General features: G+C 51.1%; 13 protein-coding genes, 1 tRNA gene and 2 pseudogenes. 4 read left to right on the top strand and 12 right to left on the bottom strand.

What is annotated here, in order from left to right; all coding sequences use genetic code 11:
* Positions 1–144 precede the first annotated feature (144 nt).
* Positions 145–228 (bottom strand) — tRNA-Leu (locus JCM10914_RS18010).
* Positions 229–406: 178 nt separating this feature from the next.
* Here JCM10914_RS18010 and JCM10914_RS18005 point away from each other — a divergent pair.
* A complete protein-coding gene (locus JCM10914_RS18005; protein ID WP_036718836.1) occupies positions 407–820 on the top strand; it encodes a hypothetical protein in 414 nt (137 codons plus the stop codon).
* A gap of 85 nt (positions 821–905) precedes the next feature.
* Here the strand turns inward: JCM10914_RS18005 and JCM10914_RS18000 are convergent.
* The 4 genes and pseudogenes from JCM10914_RS18000 to JCM10914_RS17985 form a co-directional block, all read right to left on the bottom strand.
* Positions 906–1,234, bottom strand: a pseudogene (locus JCM10914_RS18000) (carboxymuconolactone decarboxylase family protein).
* A 67-nt stretch (positions 1,235–1,301) separates the two neighbouring features.
* Positions 1,302–1,520 carry a hypothetical protein gene (locus tag JCM10914_RS17995; RefSeq protein ID WP_023963522.1) on the bottom strand — a complete coding sequence of 73 codons (219 nt, stop codon included), beginning with the start codon at positions 1,518–1,520 and terminating at the stop codon, positions 1,302–1,304.
* A gap of 130 nt (positions 1,521–1,650) precedes the next feature.
* The gene (locus JCM10914_RS17990; protein WP_023963521.1) at positions 1,651–1,980 is read right to left on the bottom strand and encodes a hypothetical protein; all 330 of its coding nucleotides are present in this window, start codon (positions 1,978–1,980) and stop codon (positions 1,651–1,653) included.
* 208 nt (positions 1,981–2,188) lie between these two features.
* Positions 2,189–2,758 carry a xanthine phosphoribosyltransferase gene (locus JCM10914_RS17985; RefSeq protein WP_023963520.1) on the bottom strand — a complete coding sequence of 190 codons (570 nt, stop codon included), beginning with the start codon at positions 2,756–2,758 and terminating at the stop codon, positions 2,189–2,191.
* A 279-nt stretch (positions 2,759–3,037) separates the two neighbouring features.
* Between JCM10914_RS17985 and JCM10914_RS17980 the strand changes: the two genes are divergently transcribed.
* A complete protein-coding gene (locus JCM10914_RS17980; protein ID WP_023963519.1) occupies positions 3,038–4,084 on the top strand; it encodes a hypothetical protein in 1,047 nt (348 codons plus the stop codon).
* Positions 4,085–4,099: 15 nt separating this feature from the next.
* Here JCM10914_RS17980 and JCM10914_RS17975 read toward each other — a convergent pair whose 3' ends face one another.
* The 3 genes from JCM10914_RS17975 to JCM10914_RS17965 all read right to left on the bottom strand — a co-directional run bounded on the left by JCM10914_RS17975 (position 4,100) and on the right by JCM10914_RS17965 (position 9,809).
* Positions 4,100–7,360, bottom strand: coding sequence for an AAA family ATPase (locus tag JCM10914_RS17975; protein ID WP_023963518.1), 3,261 nt, complete (start codon positions 7,358–7,360; stop codon positions 4,100–4,102).
* A complete protein-coding gene (locus tag JCM10914_RS17970) occupies positions 7,357–8,523 on the bottom strand; it encodes a DNA repair exonuclease (protein WP_231638697.1) in 1,167 nt (388 codons plus the stop codon). Before JCM10914_RS17970 ends, JCM10914_RS17975 begins: the two co-directional genes overlap by 4 nt.
* Positions 8,524–8,672: 149 nt before the next feature.
* Complete coding sequence (locus JCM10914_RS17965; protein WP_036718833.1) at positions 8,673–9,809, bottom strand: glycosyltransferase family 4 protein; 1,137 nt, start codon at positions 9,807–9,809, stop codon at positions 8,673–8,675.
* Between the two features lie 107 nt (positions 9,810–9,916).
* Here JCM10914_RS17965 and JCM10914_RS17960 point away from each other — a divergent pair, with 107 nt between their 5' ends.
* Positions 9,917–11,092 (top strand): GGDEF domain-containing protein, encoded by a 1,176-nt coding sequence (locus tag JCM10914_RS17960; protein WP_023963514.1) that lies wholly within the window; start codon positions 9,917–9,919, stop codon positions 11,090–11,092.
* Positions 11,093–11,225: 133 nt separating this feature from the next.
* Positions 11,226–12,614 (top strand): RsmF rRNA methyltransferase first C-terminal domain-containing protein, encoded by a 1,389-nt coding sequence (locus JCM10914_RS17955; protein ID WP_023963513.1) that lies wholly within the window; start codon positions 11,226–11,228, stop codon positions 12,612–12,614.
* Positions 12,615–12,748: 134 nt separating this feature from the next.
* Here JCM10914_RS17955 and JCM10914_RS17950 read toward each other — a convergent pair whose 3' ends face one another.
* The 4 genes and pseudogenes from JCM10914_RS17950 to JCM10914_RS17935 all read right to left on the bottom strand — a co-directional run bounded on the left by JCM10914_RS17950 (position 12,749) and on the right by JCM10914_RS17935 (position 16,559).
* Positions 12,749–13,324, bottom strand: a complete 576-nt coding sequence (locus JCM10914_RS17950) for a dihydrofolate reductase family protein (protein ID WP_023963512.1) — start codon at positions 13,322–13,324, stop codon at positions 12,749–12,751.
* Between the two features lie 124 nt (positions 13,325–13,448).
* Entirely contained in the window at positions 13,449–14,249 is an 801-nt protein-coding gene (locus JCM10914_RS17945; protein ID WP_023963511.1) for a Cof-type HAD-IIB family hydrolase, read from the bottom strand.
* Positions 14,250–14,278: 29 nt separating this feature from the next.
* Positions 14,279–15,033 (bottom strand): annotated as a pseudogene (locus tag JCM10914_RS17940) (pseudouridine synthase).
* Positions 15,030–16,559: an RsmB/NOP family class I SAM-dependent RNA methyltransferase gene (locus tag JCM10914_RS17935; protein ID WP_023963509.1), complete on the bottom strand. Its 1,530-nt coding sequence runs from the start codon at positions 16,557–16,559 to the stop codon at positions 15,030–15,032. The pseudogene JCM10914_RS17940 and the gene JCM10914_RS17935 overlap by 4 nt, the downstream one beginning before the upstream one ends.
* Between the last annotated feature and the right edge of the window lie 40 nt (positions 16,560–16,599).

Below are 16,599 nucleotides of genomic sequence, written 5' to 3'. Positions count from 1 at the left end.
GCTCTCCCCGAATCTTTATAAACCCTTCATAAGTTATCTAATGATGGTATTTCATGAACGGGGGCCGGAGTAATCCGGCTAACAAAAAAAGGCTTCTGTCCCACATAAAATGTGGAACAAAAGCCTATCATTGATGAGTATGAATGCGGTCGAGAGGACTCGAACCTCCACGGGGGTTAGCCCACACGGACCTGAACCGTGCGCGTCTGCCAATTCCGCCACGACCGCGTATTTAGATCGTCCGCTTCAAGAACAGCTCTTATTGCGGCGACAAGATACATAGTATCACGCCACACATTTGGAGTCAACCATTTTTTTCTCCTTGATTATAATCCTGTATTTCGGTTAAAATAAGAACATAAGTTCTTATTATGTAATCATTTTCTATATAAAGGCGGTGAAGATGATGGCTATACCAGCTGTTACTACAGAAGAACGTGCACTCATCAAGAGTTATCTGCTGCTGATGTTTATTCATAAGGTATTCGAGCGGGATTGCCGTATTATTCAAGAGAGCGGCGTCTTCAAGACGCCTCAATTGTACGTAGAGGTTGTGGCTAATGGTGCCAAGCGCGCCGCCATTCTGCTTCGTGAGGTTAAGCAAGAATTTACGCGCAGAGCAATCAAGGTGTATGATGTCGAGCAAGACAACGACGGAATCCAAGCTAAATTTGCCTGCAGGGGCTACCTTGGTTCCATGAACATCCTCTGGCCCTCGTTCCGGGAGGAAATGATGGATCGTATGCGCGCCTATCTGGGCCTCTCCTCTTCTGAAGCCGAGAACGTCCACCCATTACACCCTGCCGCTGCCGCTCCATGAGATGATCCGTCATATCATAACAAAAACAACCGTCCCCAGCTGCCACTTCATGGAACAGCGGGTGTGACGGTTGCGATTACATATGTCACTGCAGGTTATGCTGAACGCGTGTCAGTCCCTGAGACAAGGCATGTCCAGCACTTGCTGCTGAAGCTACGGCTACTGCTCCATAATCTCAGCATCCGTGGCCCCCTTGGCACGCGCCTCATCCATATGATAGAAGGTGCACAGCTCATTATTAGCGAACAGGCCGATGCCAAGCGCGATCAATTGCTTTGTCTTCTCATCCAGTTCTCCGTCGCGAAAGCATGCACCCGTAAACTCATGATAAGCTTCTGCCATCTTGGGCATCGTATGCTTCAGGTTCAGGATTTCGTTCTTGTATGCTGCAATTTTGTCATGGGAGAGTTCCATCTCAAGCCACCTCTTCTGCACGGATTCCATACCCGCTTAAGATGTCCGACCGTCTTCGGATCTATGCCTAATCCTCCACAGGACTTACGCGTGGTTCCTTCTTCAACTGATAACTGTATCGGCGGTCCAGCTTGACTACGCGCCGATTTCTACGGCGAATGATCACCTGCTCCGCATCCCAGGCTACAACAAAACCGATGATATCGTTGCTCTCCATGCCGTCTCGCACGACGCGCACGAGCTCTCCGGATAATCGTAATTCATTTAATCTATCGTCGCTGATCATATGCAGCCTCCTTTGTCTCTCTTTCCATCCTGCAAAAAAAGAACCTAAATGATGATCATCTCATTTAGGTTCTTTTGAATGCTTATCGATAAACATCATCTGGAAGTGCAGATGAATCTATAAACCCAAGTTAGCGCTGTGCTGGCTCAATGCTGTCATTCTTCTCGTACCAGTAGTCCAGAACGGTAGATGACATGACACGCTTTTCAATATATTCCACTTGCTGAGTTGTAAACTGTTCCTTCCATTCGAAAGAAACCTCCTCGCAAAGACCAGCAATCGTCAGCAGTTCTGACCAGGCAACATAACGTTTGTACCAGAAGAACTGAGGATGTTCAATCATATAGGGATATAGATCATCAAACTCCGTATGTTTACAATCCAAAGCACGTTCAAAATGTACCTTCGCTTGGTTCAGCTTCTCAATCAAAAACGGCTCGGTTACAGGTTGTTTCCCCATCGTGCTGCCTCCTCTCTAATGCTACCTCTTTATTATAAGCGAAAATCGCGGAGGCGAAAAGATTTTGTTGTGATTTTAGGCGGAAATCCGGATAAAATCAACTGTATTTTTCCATAGATCCGTCCCCTCGACTATTCCTCAAAAGCTTGCACCTTAAGACCTACAGCGAATTGGGGCTCGGCACTATTTCTGCTCCGCGATCTAAAATTTAACTAAACGAAACTCCCCCGTCTTCCAATGAGGAGATCGTGACTAATGACTCGACCAGAATATCTTGTTCGCGCAGCGTCCGCGCTCCGGCCTGGAAGCTTTTTTCAATGACAACACCCAGTCCGACCAGATCAGCTCCAGCCCGCTCGATAATCTTGATCAATCCTCTTGCCGCATCACCGTTGGCGATAATGTCATCTATAAACAGAACCCGGTCGTTCTCACCTAAAAACTGCTTGGACACCATGATGTCCGTTACGATTCCTTTCGTAAATGAAGGAACCCGCTCGCACAGTGCATCCGGATCGGCCAGCAGCGTTTTCTTACGACGAGCGAATACCATGGGCACTCCGAGCTCCAGTGCCACCGCGAATGCAACCGAAATCCCGGAAGACTCCAGTGTAATGACCTTCGTCACACCCCTGTCCTTAAATCTGGTCGCAAACTCACGCCCCATCTCCATAATTAAAGCCGGGTCTACCTGATGCGTGAGCAGGGCATCCAACTTCAGCACCTGATCCGACAACACGACGCCTTCTTTAACTATCCGCTCCTTCAACCATTCCATCTAAATGACCTCCTACCATTCCTATGACGTAAAAGTAACATATTCCTCCATGCACGGCAAGTAAAAACCGTACAATCGACCATTATCATGTACGGTTCCCGTCATAATTGTTGACATTGACAACGAAGCACGGATATAGACCTGATTTCAATTGTTGAATTCCTCTTGTCTCATCCTCACCCTGACACGATTTAGGACGAGTCGGAGTCATGTCCGATCTTGCCACGGCATACCTTGTACTATGGCAGACATTATATGATCTTGAGGAGGCCGCTTCGCTTGCGCAAATATATCCGAGTTTTTCAAATCGCCTTTACATATATCGGAACCGTTGTCGGTGCGGGATTTGCTACCGGGCGGGAGATTCTTCAATTCTTTACCCAATATGGGCAGTGGGCTACACTCACGATTTTATTCTCAACCGGATTGTTCATCTGGCTCGGCACCAAGATCATGACCATATCCAGACGAATTGGAGCGAAATCCTTTGAGGATCTCAATCGCTATTTATTCGGCCATACTTCTGGAAGCTGGATCAGTCTGTTTATGTTTATCATTCTGCTTGGGGTCAATAGCATTATGCTTGCGGGAGCAGGCTCCGTCTTTGTTGAACATCTGAATATGAGTTATCAGACAGGTTTATTGATCACGATGATCGGTACGTTCTTCATCCTTCGCAAAGGCATCCAGTCCATCATGACCATGAATAGCCTGGTCGTGCCGATGATGCTGACTCTATCCGTAGCCATCGTTACCCAGACCTTCCGTGCACCGGAAGCAACGCGATTCATCACGATGACGACCGACCATAGTTTACCTACTGTCTGGCTTGCCCCATTACTTTATACGGCCTTCAATCTGGTAATGGCGATGCCCGTCCTGGTCCCGCTCGGCAGCCAGACGCAAAGTGCCCGCGCCGTCAAATGGGGTGGCATTCTTGGCGGCGCAGGCGTAGGGTTTATGTTAATGGCAGCTCATTTCGCCATGTCTGCGCAAATGCCCGGGATTGCTCAATTCGAGATCCCAATGGGCAGCATAGCTGTGCAGCTTGGCTGGATGGTTCAAATGATCTATCTCATCTTGATTTTTTTAGAGATTTTCAGCACGTTTGTTGCTAACATCTACGGCATTACGCTGCAGGTACAGCAGCGTACTTCCCTTTCACCGAAGGTCATCACGCTTGGTATCATGGTCTTCTGTTACGTCTTCAGTCAATTCGGATTCAGTTCCTTGCTGTCCTTGCTGTATCCCATATTCGGCGGGTTATGCCTGTTATGGGTGCTTCGACTTACGCTGTTCGGCACAGCCGAAATCAGAGGCAAATAAACGCCCGGGCTACAACTACATCACAATGAGTTTCACGTTATCCACTTGCAGCTGAACTTGTTCAGCAACGTGTTTGTGACAGGTCATCAGCATGATCTGGCGCGATTGAGACAGTTCGGTGATCAGCGCAAGCGCCTGGTTAAGACGCTCACCATCGAAATTCACGAACAGATCATCCAAAATAAGTGGCATACCAGCGGCGTGCGGCATCGATTGAATGAGACCGAGCCGCATCGCCAGGTAGAGCTGCTCTGCAGTCCCTCGGCTTAACCGACTGCTTTCCGTCTGCTGTTTATCTGCCGCTCGTTCAACCAGCAGCGTCTGATCACCCATCCGCATCAAGATACGGTGATACGTACCTCCGGTCAGTACTGAGAAGTAACGGGAAGCCAGCTTCAATACGTGTGGCTGCTTCTCCTCCTCATACATTCGGCGCGTGCGCTGGATCAACTGCACTGCAATCGATCGCACAGCATACTGAGCTACCTGTTCCTTAAGCGCCGAACGCTGTTCTTCCAGCTGCTGTATAACCACTTTCCCCTTGTCCGCTGCGGCAAGAGACTCCTGTTCCTGGAGCAAGCGCCCCCGGCGCTCCTGCCATTCATCACGCATTGCAGCCATCGATGCCGCTTCCTGCTCGCGCTCTGCAAGCTGATTGCTCAATCCTTCAGCATCCGTTACCTGAAGGAGTTGCAACAACTCGTCTTTGCGCTGCTCGTCACAGCCGCTGAACATGGAGATCTCAAGATGACGCACGTTCCGATTCAATTCATCTCGCCGCTGAGCTTCTGCACCGATTCGCATAAAACCTTCCTCGTCTGCCGCTTGAGCTAACTGAAGCAAGTTCGCTTCACTTTCCTTCAGCATAGCCTGCTCCGAACGGAGCGCCATCTGCTCTTCATGAAGTTCTTGCATCCGTTCGTCAAGCATGTCCCTCTCCCTCAAAGCTTCCTTATATTCCTGCCAGCGCGTATATAGCTGTCTTAGCTCAGCGATGACAGCACCTGCGCTAACGGTTTCGACGCAATCAGCAATCATAGATCGGTCAATTGCACTGCCAAACCGGGCATGGATCATGCCTCCATTCAACCTGTCACTCGTTCTCAAGAGGGCGTTGCTCCGAGTCGTGTAGGACTCCGTCTGATTCAGCAATTCATCGATTTTCAAGCGTAGTGCACGCTGCTGCCTGATCCATTCCTGCCCTTGCTCTGCTTCCGCAAAAATATCCAGGAGTGTATCTGGTGACAGATTCATCGGCAAGTCCCGCTCCTTCAGCCAGGTCTCCCATCTCCGTTCCAGCTCGTGGAACCGCTGCTCTTCATGCTGTATCGCATGCTGAACACGCTGCAACTCAGCCACCTGCAGCCTTACCTTCTCCTCCACGGACTTACATTCCGAGGACAAGCGCTCGATGCGCTGCCGCCAAGACTGCCAGCCTTCCATGAGCGAACGCAACTCGCGCATCTGTCCTTCCAGCAAGAGAGGGTCAGGCTTCAATCCCCCCTTCTCCTTACGACTGCCAAGGCCGGTTCCCGCAGCAGCGTAAGGACTCGAGATCAGACTCGCATACAAGCGCATCGCTTCTTCGATCTCCTGATCATCAGCAGTGGCTGCAACATACACTACATCCCCGGATGCATGAGCCTCACGTCGACCCGTCATAAACACATAGCCCATGCCAAGCAGCATGATCAGACCAGACCCTATTGCCGCTTCTGCTGCACCAAGCCATGACAGCACCGCTATGAGCAATGTCGTGATGACCGCCATCCCAATCAACAGCCGACTATATAGCCCTGGTGCTCGTGTGCTTCTCAATTGACGTGGCTGGGTCTCGCTTACAGGACCGGACCATCTTTGTTCGCGCCAACGTTCCATTTCCAGTTGCAGTTGGTTCCATAACCTGGACGTCTCATTAGGCGATGTTGGCTTGATCATGTCATAGATCGCTTCCCCGCGTTCCTGTTCTTCAAGCAGCTGTCTTTGCGCTTCCCGGAGATTGGACTCGGCACCAGCTGTCGACCGGTCTGCCGCTCGATGTTCTTGGATTAACGCTTCCATCCGCCGGTCATACCCGCCAAAATCAGCGGCATAACGGCGCACTTCCCCGCGCTCTGAACCTGAGGTCGATAGCGCCAACAGTTTCTGCTCGTTCCAGGAAGGATCAATATGACGGAGCAGTTGCTCTATCCTGGCAGCCTGCGCCTGGTATTTCGTCGTCAGTTCTGCAAGCTCGCGCTGCCCCGCCTCGTACACATTCCGGCCGCTCCATAGCTCCTCAATCTCAACATCGTAAGACGCTGGCACCTCTTGAATTGGCAGCGCCTCACGCTTCTTCCGGACCTCGTCAAGTGCTCGCTCTACACGAGCGGATTGCGTCGATAGAAGCCGTCCTTCCTGCTGAAGCTTCTCCCACCTGGCCATGCCATCGGGGGGGAACACACCGCTATTCTGCAGATCATCCAGTTCTAGCCTTGCCTCACACCAGTTAAGCCACTGGGGGCGTATATCCATAGCCTTGCGCAGCAATGACAAATCCTCCGCTTGGCTCGCTCGTGCTGTATCCAACCGTTCCAACTGTTCCTGCAACTCTTTAATCGTCTGCACAATCTCATTGTAGCGCGGCAGATCCCCCCGTCTTTCGCGAACCTGCGCCTTTAACTGCTCAATGGATTGCAACAGCTTTGCGCTATGCTGAACCTTACCGCGTGGCTTATAGAGCTTGTCCATCTCTTGCAAGAGTTGGCGCTCAGCAGCCAGTATGTTAGCTCCGCCGCCGATTCCTGCGTGAAGCAGATAACCGCTCATTTCGCTGGAATGAAGGATGCGCACTTCCTGCAGCTCCGTAAGCGAGATCGCGAACAACTGGCGGAACAAGTCCTTGGATACCTGCCCAAGTGCATGCTCCTCCAGCTCCTGCTGTCCAAGCTCAATCATGCTTCCTTGTGTATTTTCTTTATGTATCGATAGGCGTTCGCCTCTGGCCGATGCCGACCCAGCGTGCTTGTAACGGCTGTAACGGCGGACGACCCATAACGTTCCATCTTCGGCGCGCAATCGAAGCTCGCCGCCGTGAACACCTTCATCAACGGGCTCTCCACGCTCGGCCGGTGAGTTTTTTGCCGGAAAGCCGTACAGCATCGCTCGAATGAAATACAGCACCGTACTCTTGCCGGCTTCATTCGGGCCGTAGAACAGCACAACGGGCGCATCCGTCTCATAATTCTTATCCCGGACAACCCCAAACCCTTGAATATGGATCTGCGCAAGCCTCATATCCCCGCACCTTCTTTCTGCGAAGATTCCCCGAGCAGCAATCGGAGCGTCATTTCCTCTGCTCGCCGCAACCACTCGAGAAGCTCATCAGGCTCCAACTCTTGCAGGATGTCACGAATTTCTCCATGCTCCATCAAGGGTGCAAGGCTCGACTTCACAACATTTTCAGCCTCGATGAGCCGTGCTCGCTCCATTCTGGCAAGTCTCAGCAAATCACCGGTGAAACTGTCCTCCGCCAGAAGCTTTTCCATATCAACCACCGTGCCGGACTGAAGTGAGAAGCTCTCGATCCAGACACAGCCTTGAAATCCAACAGCTGCTCCTCTGGCCACTTCTCTTCTTCTTAATTCCATCAGCAGATCATCCAGCACATGGCCGTCCTCGAGCTGATGATGAATCAAGCTGCGACCGGTAATCTTAACTCGTATCACGCTGAGCATCTCCGGATTATCCTGACTTATCGCCTCGACCTGCTGCTCCAAAGCGATTCTCCATTCATCCACTTCCGTGCAATGGTCAACAGGAACCACCACCTCGGTCCAACGCATTGAATCAAGTTCATGGAAGAGAAGCTCCGTGTTCAGGTCATCATCCACATCAACAACATAACAACCCTTGGGTCCCTGTTCCCTGATGTGGCGCCCCTGAATGTTGCCGGGATATACGATGAATGGCTCCTCGTGCACGAGACGACGAGTATGAACATGCCCAAGTGCCCAATAATGATATCCGTAGCTCACCAGCTCATTCCTTGAGCACGGCGCATAAGTCTCGTGCTGCGGATCACCATCCACATTCGCATGCAGTAAGCCAATATGATACAGGCCTGGTGTGGGAGCAGGATAATGCACGGCAATGTTCTCCACCACCTTGGATGTCGGGTACGACATCCCCGAAATAACCGCGACCGCTTCTCCGTCAATGCGGCGAACAGCGGTTATACTGGAAGGTTCGCCGCCGAATACATGGACATGATCAGGCAGCTTCACGGCAAGTCTCACACTGTCGAGCGGATCATGGTTGCCGTGGATGACATAGACAGCGATTCCGCTTTCACCTAGTCTTCTTAACGAATCCATAAACCTCAGTTGGGCTCGAAGTGAGATATTGGAGCTGTCATATACGTCGCCGCTAATGACAACAAAATCGACGTGCTGTTCCAAGGCAAGCTGAACCAGACGGTCCAGCGCCTGAAGGTTGAATCTTGAATATATAAGCGCAGGCTGTCCGTAAGGCCGCTGATCCCGACAAACGGGCTGTCAAGATGCAGGTCGGCCGCATGTATGAATCGGAAAGAACCCATAACGAATCCCTAGCTTTCTGTCTCAGGTTGAAATTTCAAATACATCTTCTTCAGCTCGTTCACAGAACGAGACAGCGAATATTGATTCTTCGCTTTATCCGAGGCCGTTCTGGCAAGCTCATATCGATATAGCGGGTCACTTATAACCTTCTCCAGCGCAATGCTCAGCGCCATCGGGTCTTCCGGCGGCACAAGGAGGCCGTTTACACCGTCCTCAATCTGTTCGGCAATTCCCCCGACATCGGTCCCGACAAGCGCCAGGCTGCTTAACGCGGCTTCGGCAAATACCGATCCGAAAGCCTCAGCCCTCGAGGGCAGTACAAAGATATCAAAGAATGGCATGAATTCCTCAGGATGCAGCGTATATCCGTAAAAAATAGTCTCTTGATAAATGCCAAGCGTCTTGGCCATCTCCTCCAGCTCCTGGCGCGAAGGTCCGTCGCCGATAATATGGAGGACATAATCATACCCTTTGCGTTTCAACTCCGCGCAGGCTTGGAGCAGCGTATCCAGCCCCTTTGCCGGTACGAGCCGGCAAACAGTGATTAACTGAGGTACGGCATTCTCGTGCGGAATCGGCTTGAACCGCTTATCATCAAATCCGTTATGAATGACGCCGATCGATTCGGGCGTGTCTACGTACGCAGACATATATTGCTTGAAGGAATTCGATACCGTCAGCAGCCGATCGCTGATGAACTCCAGTTCCTTATACAAGGAGACGAGAAACCGATGCTCCAGCCCGCCTTCCTGCACTCTTCCGTTCAGAATCAGCTCGCGCTCATAACTGGAGTGAACCGTCTGAATCAACGGAGTGTCGGGGAACACAGCTTTCATGGCCATGCCTGCGATCGGATGATGACTATGAATCAAATCGTACGGCTTCTGAATCCGCAGTCGGGTCCACCACAAATAATCACGATAGGTTTGCAGATACTTCGCAACAATCGGGCTCCCTTCGAACTCTTTGTAATCAAAAGTATGGAAGATCGGATCCTCCTGTCCCTTGTTACGAATTCGCTTGGGCAGCCAGAACATCTCCATTTCCCAGCGAGATGAATGAAAACGTTCCTGCAGATAAGGAATCATGGATGAGACGCCACCTGGCTGCTCCGGAGGGAAGAATAGGGCTTGTAGAAGTTTCATGGGGATCCCCTTTCTCTAAATCTCTTTTCAGATTCTTTTTCGATATGATATATTAGAACATATGTTTCGTGCAAAGGAAAGCTATCCCTGTTCAGGAGTGAATCCATTTGTCTTATGAATTATACGCCGGGTCGAACTCGCCGCTGCCAACCTTGTTTGCCGTCTGTGGCGCGTATATCGCCCTCATGATGCTGATCATGTGCTTGTTTATGTACAGCAAGCAGCGCAAGAATGCATATCTTTATATGGCGGCAGCTTTCTTCTTCATTATGACATACGAGGGTCTGAACATCCATTCAGCATTGACCGGCACATCCGTCTTTTCGCTTGAAATGGATATCGTGCGAATCATGCATTTATTCTCGTTTGTCCTGTTGAACATTTCGATCCTTATGCTTTACCGCAAACTCAAAACCCTCCATTACTGGCTTCCATTGCTGTCAGCCGTGCTGCTGGTGCTGCCGCTCATACTCCCGGCCTTCCTCCCCTTCACGATTCAACCGAGTTGGCAAAGTCTATATTGGGATATGTTCCAGGTGGGAACGCTTTACCTGTGCTTCACCAAAATTCTCCCGCGGATCGGTCAACCCCTTAAATACGGAGCCGTGCTGATCATCTACACCCTGTGGGCCGTACTGGAAGCCATACATACATATACAGGCGGTCTCGCTCAAGGCATGCAGGGGTTTGCCCAGGCGCTGCCATTAACGTTCTATAGCCTCGTGTTCTTCATCTTGTTCAGGCGGATCGTCGAACTGATGCAATCGATCTACCGCTCTGCGATTACAGACGGATTAACCGGACTATACAATCGCAGGCATTTCATGAAGTATCTGGACCATTACACGTCGCAACAATTGAAGATCGCTGCGATCTTCTGTGATATCGACAACTTCAAGAAGCTCAACGATACACAGGGCCACGCTCGTGCCGATGAAGTGCTGAAGCAAGTCGCCGCGATCATAGAGGAAGAGCTTCAAGATATCGGTATTGCCGGACGCTACGGAGGCGAAGAACTCGTCGGTTTGGTTGTTGACAAGAAGATCAAGCCGGCACAAGTTGCCGAGAACATCCGCGCCAGAATCGCAGCAGAGAGCATTGTAACCGTCAGTGTCGGCTACAGTATTCTGCGCAAGGGGATTCGCGGTGACGAATTGATGAAGCAGGCAGATAAAGCCATGTACCACTCCAAGACCACCGGAAAGAACAAGGTATCGGATTATCGCTCAATCAAGTCGGCTTCGGCTGGAACTACGCCAGGATCATCCTTGGGATCGGCGTAGAAGATCACAGGATAACCAAGAAGCTGCCCCTCATACGAGTGGGCGGCTTCTTGGTCTGCTCTGCCTTTCTTTACTATCCACTCAGCGGCATGATAAACTTATGAAACTTATTCTATACAAGGAGCTATATATCATGGTAAAACACCAACTGCCTGTTGGTTTTGTCACCAGCATGAACGACCTGCTCGGTGACGAATCCTACGACTTCTGGGACAGTTACGATGACCCACGCACGCATGGACTGCGGTTGAACCGTCTGAAGACGATGGAAGCACCAGAAAGCGTCCAGCGATTAATCGAGCATTTCCAGCTTAGCCCTGTGTCCTGGTGTGACACCGGCTACTATTATGATGAAGACAAACGCCCCGGCAAGCATCCCTACCATGCTGCCGGACTATATTATATTCAAGAGCCCTCGGCAATGTCCGCCGTGGAATGGCTGGACCCGAGACCCGGTGAGACGATTCTTGACCTAGCTGCTGCGCCTGGCGGCAAGACAAGTCATATCGCGTCGAAGATCCTCGGGAAAGGACTGCTTGTCGCCAATGAAATCCATCCTGAGCGAGCACGGATTCTCGCAGAGAATGTGGAGCGAATGGGCATCACGAATGCCATTGTCACGAGCAGCACGCCAGATGACCTTGCTCGCCGCTTCCCGGCCTGTTTTGACCGAATCATGCTGGATGCGCCCTGCTCCGGCGAGGGTATGTTTCGCAAGGATGGAGGAGCGATCGCCGAATGGTCACCCGCTCACGTAGAGCTGTGCGCTGCCAGACAGTGGGATATCGTTCAGGAGGCGGTCACGATGCTGAAGCCCGGGGGGACTCTTGCTTACTCCACTTGTACGTTTAACCGTGCGGAGAACGAGGAGCTGATCGAACGAATACTCGCTCATTATCCAGAGCTGTCCCTGCATGAAACGACGCGTTTATGGCCGCATATCGAACGGGGTGAGGGTCACTTTGTCGCCATACTGAAAAAGCAGGAGGATGCTTCCGCTCCCATCGACAGCCGCATAGAGCCTGCTGTGTCGCAACCGTCAGCCGGCAAAGCCGGTCGCAACAGCAAGCAAAGCGTGGATCGCTCTGCCATGGCGGAGTTCCAGGAATGGGTAAGCCAGGACCTCTCTGATTTCGAACTTGGGCCGGGATCTCCGCGACTGTTCGGTGAAGAACTGTACTGGCTCCCTTCCAGCGATCAGATTAGCTGGACGGATCAAGCGCTAAAGGGACTCAAAATCCTGCGCGCAGGGCTGCATCTTGCCCACCTGAAGAAAAATCGGGTCGAGCCTGCCCACGCGCTGGCCATGGCCTTACACCCTAATCAAACTGCCCGTTCTTGGGATGTAGACTCCGATTCGCAAGAGGTCTTAGCCTACCTTCGCGGCGAAGTGCTATCCGTTCCGGCCGATTACCGCGGCTGGACGTTAGTCACGACCGACGGCTTGCCGCTGGGTTGGGGCAAGGCTAGCAATGGACAGCTAAAGAATCATTTTCCTAAAGGACTGCGTAATCCAAAATAATGCTCGATCCTGTTAAAAAGTAGGCTATATTAAATTCTAATGTTGATTTGTGACCATAAAAAAACCGCCTTGTGAAAAGGCGGTTAAAATTGAGCTATCGTCTCCCGTTAGCGTAATCACCTTAAGTGACAAGGTCATCTTACCGTCTGGTAAACGAGACCTATGGCTCCAGAATCAAAGGTCTTGTTTTCGACTAGCTTAAGATTGATCTTCTCCTTGAGACCTTGGAATAACGGCAATCCCTTACCGATCAGAACGGGAGAAACCGTAATTTTATACTCATCAATTAAATCAAGCTGCATAAGGTGGTGTGCGAACCTAGGACTGCCGAGGATGACCATATCCTTGCCTGGCTGCTGTTTGAGGTTATTGATCTCTTCCGCGACATTTTCTTTCACGAGTCTGGAATTATTCCATTCGACTGTCTCCAGCGTCGTGGAAAAAACGATTTTGGCTGTCTTTTCGATCCACTCGGCATGATCCAGTTCATGCTGCGAAGCTGATGGGTTCGAAGGCACAGACGGCCAGTAACTGTGCATCATCTGATAAGTCCCGCGTCCCCAAATGACAGTGTCGGCAGTACTCAGAATTTCTTTCGCATGTTTCTCCAAATCAGCATCATAGGAAACCCAGCCAATGTCCATTTCACCATTTGGTCCTTCTACATAACCGTCAAGCGAAGCGTGCAGAAATAGAACGAGTCTTCTCATTTTCAGTTCTCCTTTGTTCATGAGAGATATCTACATTATACATTAACTACATTTTAGCAGAGTTCATCTTGGGTTGTTTCTTATGGATTGCTAAAATGGAACCAAGCGAAGCGCATTTTTGATTTTAGGACAGACAATATTTCGTCAACGCTTGATGAACGCCGTCTTCGTTATTGGATGCGGTTACCGCATTGGCCGCAGCTTTGACCTCCACCGGTGAATTATCCATGGCAATCCCCATGCCGGCATAGGTAAGCATGGTAATATCATTGAAGTAATTGCCGATCGCCATCACCTCATCCGCTCGATAACCGCGCTTCTCTGCCAATTGCTTTAATGCATTGCCCTTAGAAGCTTCCATGTGCATCAGATCGATGAAGAACTCACCGCTGCGCAGCATGTTGAGAGGAAGCGTCCATTTGCTCCATTCTGTATACAAACCATCCATAACCGCTGCTTCGCCAAAAGCCGTGAATTTGACGATCGGCTCCGTAAGTTCCTCCCAAGCCGGCAGATTGCCAGGAGTCATCAGATAATTGTCGTACATAACGCGAACTGGGCCAGTCATCTCCTCCACATTATCGACATACATCTCAAATGCCGTATTGATATCGAAATGAATTCCTTGCTCACGGCAATAGGCCATGAACGGGTTAAGCGCCGCTTGATCCATTCCGAATTGATGAACAATCTTATGCGTCTTCACCTCGACCGTAGCTGCCCCGTTATGACTGATGACATAACCTCCAAGTCCGAGGCTTTCCATGAACGGAATCGAATTCAAGGGACCACGACCGGTGCACAGTACAATCTCAACCCCGCGTTTGGCCGTCTCCATGATCGTATTTCGGGTGCTCTCGGATATTTCATGATTGTCATTCAATAAAGTTCCGTCAACGTCTAGTGCCACCATTCTGTATGTCATATACTCTCCATCCATCCTTTTTGATATATCTAAGTTGATCTTCCGATAACAGCCAGCTCTTCTGGCGTCAGCTCACGATAGGCCCCTAGTTCAAGCTGATCATCCAGTTGCAGATCCCCCATGCTAATCCGCTTGAGATAGATGACCTTCTTGTCTACCGCCTCGAACATACGCTTCACCTGATGAAATTTCCCTTCATGGATCGTCAGCGTGATTCGCGACACCGTAACGTCATCATCCCGGTGTTCGGTCGAGTTAATGACAAGCTCAGCGGGTAGGGTGTGATAGCCATCGTCAAGAGTGACCCCCTCTGCAAATGCGAGCCGGTCTGCCTCGTCTACCTTTCCTTCTACGACAGCCTGATACGTCTTCGGTACATGCTTACGTGGAGACAACAGCTCGTGAGCGAGTTTGCCGTCATTGGTCAACAGCAGCAATCCCTCCGTATCCTTATCGAGCCGGCCGACGGGAAACGGCTCGAAGACTAGATACGCTGGCTCCAACAGATCCAGCACGGTTCGATCGCGCAGATCCTCTGTCGCTGAGATGACGCCCGGTGGTTTATGCAGCATAATATACACATATTCACGATACTGGATAACCTCGCCATCGAACTCGATTCTGTCATGATACGGGTCCACGTGCTTCGCCGGGTCTTTAACTATGGTCCCGTTCACGGCAATCATTCCCGCCTTAGCGAGCTTCTTCAGTTCAGCACGCGAGCCGTAACCGAGATTGGACAGCACCTTATCCAGCGCTGGGTTGATCTTCCTTTCGTACTCATACGGATGTCCACCTCCATCCCGCCGGATATTCATTCTTGAGCATTCCCGACTGCCATTTACCCCAGCCTGCGGAATAACCATCTATACAGACTAACACATAGCCCTTACGCTCTGCATCCCCTCCGCGCCGCACGCGCTCCTCCGTTATGGATAAGGTTTCGCCTTTTAGATAACGAACGGCCTCCCCGTCCTCAGAAGACAGATTGACGCAACGCACACACTCATGCGGGTGCAGCGCGGTGGCTAGCGGATGGCCAGGTACGAAGCGCCCATTCTTCAACTGCCCCATATACCAGCCTGGACGAACAACCTTTAATTGCTTCAATCGGCTCTCTGGAAGCGGGGACACGTAGATATGGTTGCCGTATATGACCGAATAACCGCATAGCTTGACCTGTAGATGGGTTTCGATAAATTCTAAGAATGGCTGGAATGAAGGAGCAGCACTTTCAGCAGGCGTATGCTTTGTACCACTGCGCTGCGCCTTACCCGGACGTTCGGCGCGTCCTCGCTTGCCTGGTCTAGTCGCTTCAGGCTCTGCAACCATTTCCAGACTCGTCTTCATCTCATCTTCCGTTACCGTAAGTTCGCCTTTACGCTGTAGCACGGCCATGAAGTGGCCTTCGCCCCGCACTCGGTGCGGCCATAATCTTGCTGTTCCGGCAACCTGCTGCAGCAACTCTGCATCTGTCCCCTCCTGTTCAGCCAGCCAGCCCGTTTCTCCAGGAGAGAAGCCGTGTGTACGATCAATAGGCAGCACTTCATAATCCCGGTGATCCAAGAGAAACCGTGCGATCATCGCCTCATTCTCTTCTGGTGAGAACGTGCAAGTCGAATATACCATTCGTCCCCCGGGCCTGAGCATCCTGGCCGCTGCATCCAGTATCTCCTGCTGCATCTCAGCAAACTTCAGCGGAGAGGATTCATCCCAGTATTTCAGCATGGATTCGTCCTTGCGGAACATGCCTTCGCCTGAGCAAGGGGCATCAATCAGAATTTTTGTGAAAAATTCAGGGAACGCTCCGGCGATCCGTTCCGGATCATCGTTTAGCACGACCGCGTTTCGCACCCCATACATCTCCAGATTTTTAGCCAGCGCTTTGGTTCGGTCAGGGTGGAGATCATTGCTCACGAGCAGTCCTTCGCCTTGAAGCTTGGCCGCGATTTGCGTAGATTTCCCTCCGGGAGCAGCGCATAGATCGAGCACCAAATCCCCAGGTGTAACGTCAAGCAACTCCACCGGTGCCATTGCACTCGGCTCCTGAATGTAATACAGACCAGCGTGGTAATACGGATGACGACCTGGGCGCTCGCCTTCCTGCGTATAATACCCGGTCGGACACCAGGGAATGGGTTCCAACTCAAACGGGGAGAGATCCCGGAACGCATCCGTCGAAATCTTCAGCGTATTGACTCGAAGACCGGCATGCGGTAATTGCTCGTAGGACTTCATAAAATTGTCATAGTTCGTGCCGAGCAGTGTTTTCATCTTCGCCTGAAACGGCGAAGGCAGATGTAACGCCATATTGTGTACCTACCTGTTCGTTGTTATATCGATTAACCGT

The organism is Paenibacillus sp. JCM 10914, assembly GCF_001315105.1.
In the GTDB taxonomy this organism is placed as follows: Bacteria; Bacillota; Bacilli; order Paenibacillales; family Paenibacillaceae; genus Paenibacillus_AQ.
The sequence above is the reverse complement of the archived record's forward strand: the minus strand, read 5'-3'. Positions and strand labels throughout refer to the sequence as shown.

Coding starts and splice junctions, on each gene's coding strand:
- JCM10914_RS18005 (WP_036718836.1), top strand. CDS start 407: ATGGCTATACCAGCTGTTACTACAGAAGAACGTGCACTCATCAAGAGT.
- JCM10914_RS17995 (WP_023963522.1), bottom strand. CDS start 1,520: ATGATCAGCGACGATAGATTAAATGAATTACGATTATCCGGAGAGCTC.
- JCM10914_RS17990 (WP_023963521.1), bottom strand. CDS start 1,980: ATGGGGAAACAACCTGTAACCGAGCCGTTTTTGATTGAGAAGCTGAAC.
- JCM10914_RS17985 (WP_023963520.1), bottom strand. CDS start 2,758: ATGGAATGGTTGAAGGAGCGGATAGTTAAAGAAGGCGTCGTGTTGTCG.
- JCM10914_RS17975 (WP_023963518.1), bottom strand. CDS start 7,360: ATGAGGCTTGCGCAGATCCATATTCAAGGGTTTGGGGTTGTCCGGGAT.
- JCM10914_RS17965 (WP_036718833.1), bottom strand. CDS start 9,809: ATGAAACTTCTACAAGCCCTATTCTTCCCTCCGGAGCAGCCAGGTGGC.
- JCM10914_RS17955 (WP_023963513.1), top strand. CDS start 11,226: ATGGTAAAACACCAACTGCCTGTTGGTTTTGTCACCAGCATGAACGAC.
- JCM10914_RS17950 (WP_023963512.1), bottom strand. CDS start 13,324: ATGAGAAGACTCGTTCTATTTCTGCACGCTTCGCTTGACGGTTATGTA.
- JCM10914_RS17945 (WP_023963511.1), bottom strand. CDS start 14,249: ATGACATACAGAATGGTGGCACTAGACGTTGACGGAACTTTATTGAAT.
- JCM10914_RS17935 (WP_023963509.1), bottom strand. CDS start 16,559: ATGGCGTTACATCTGCCTTCGCCGTTTCAGGCGAAGATGAAAACACTG.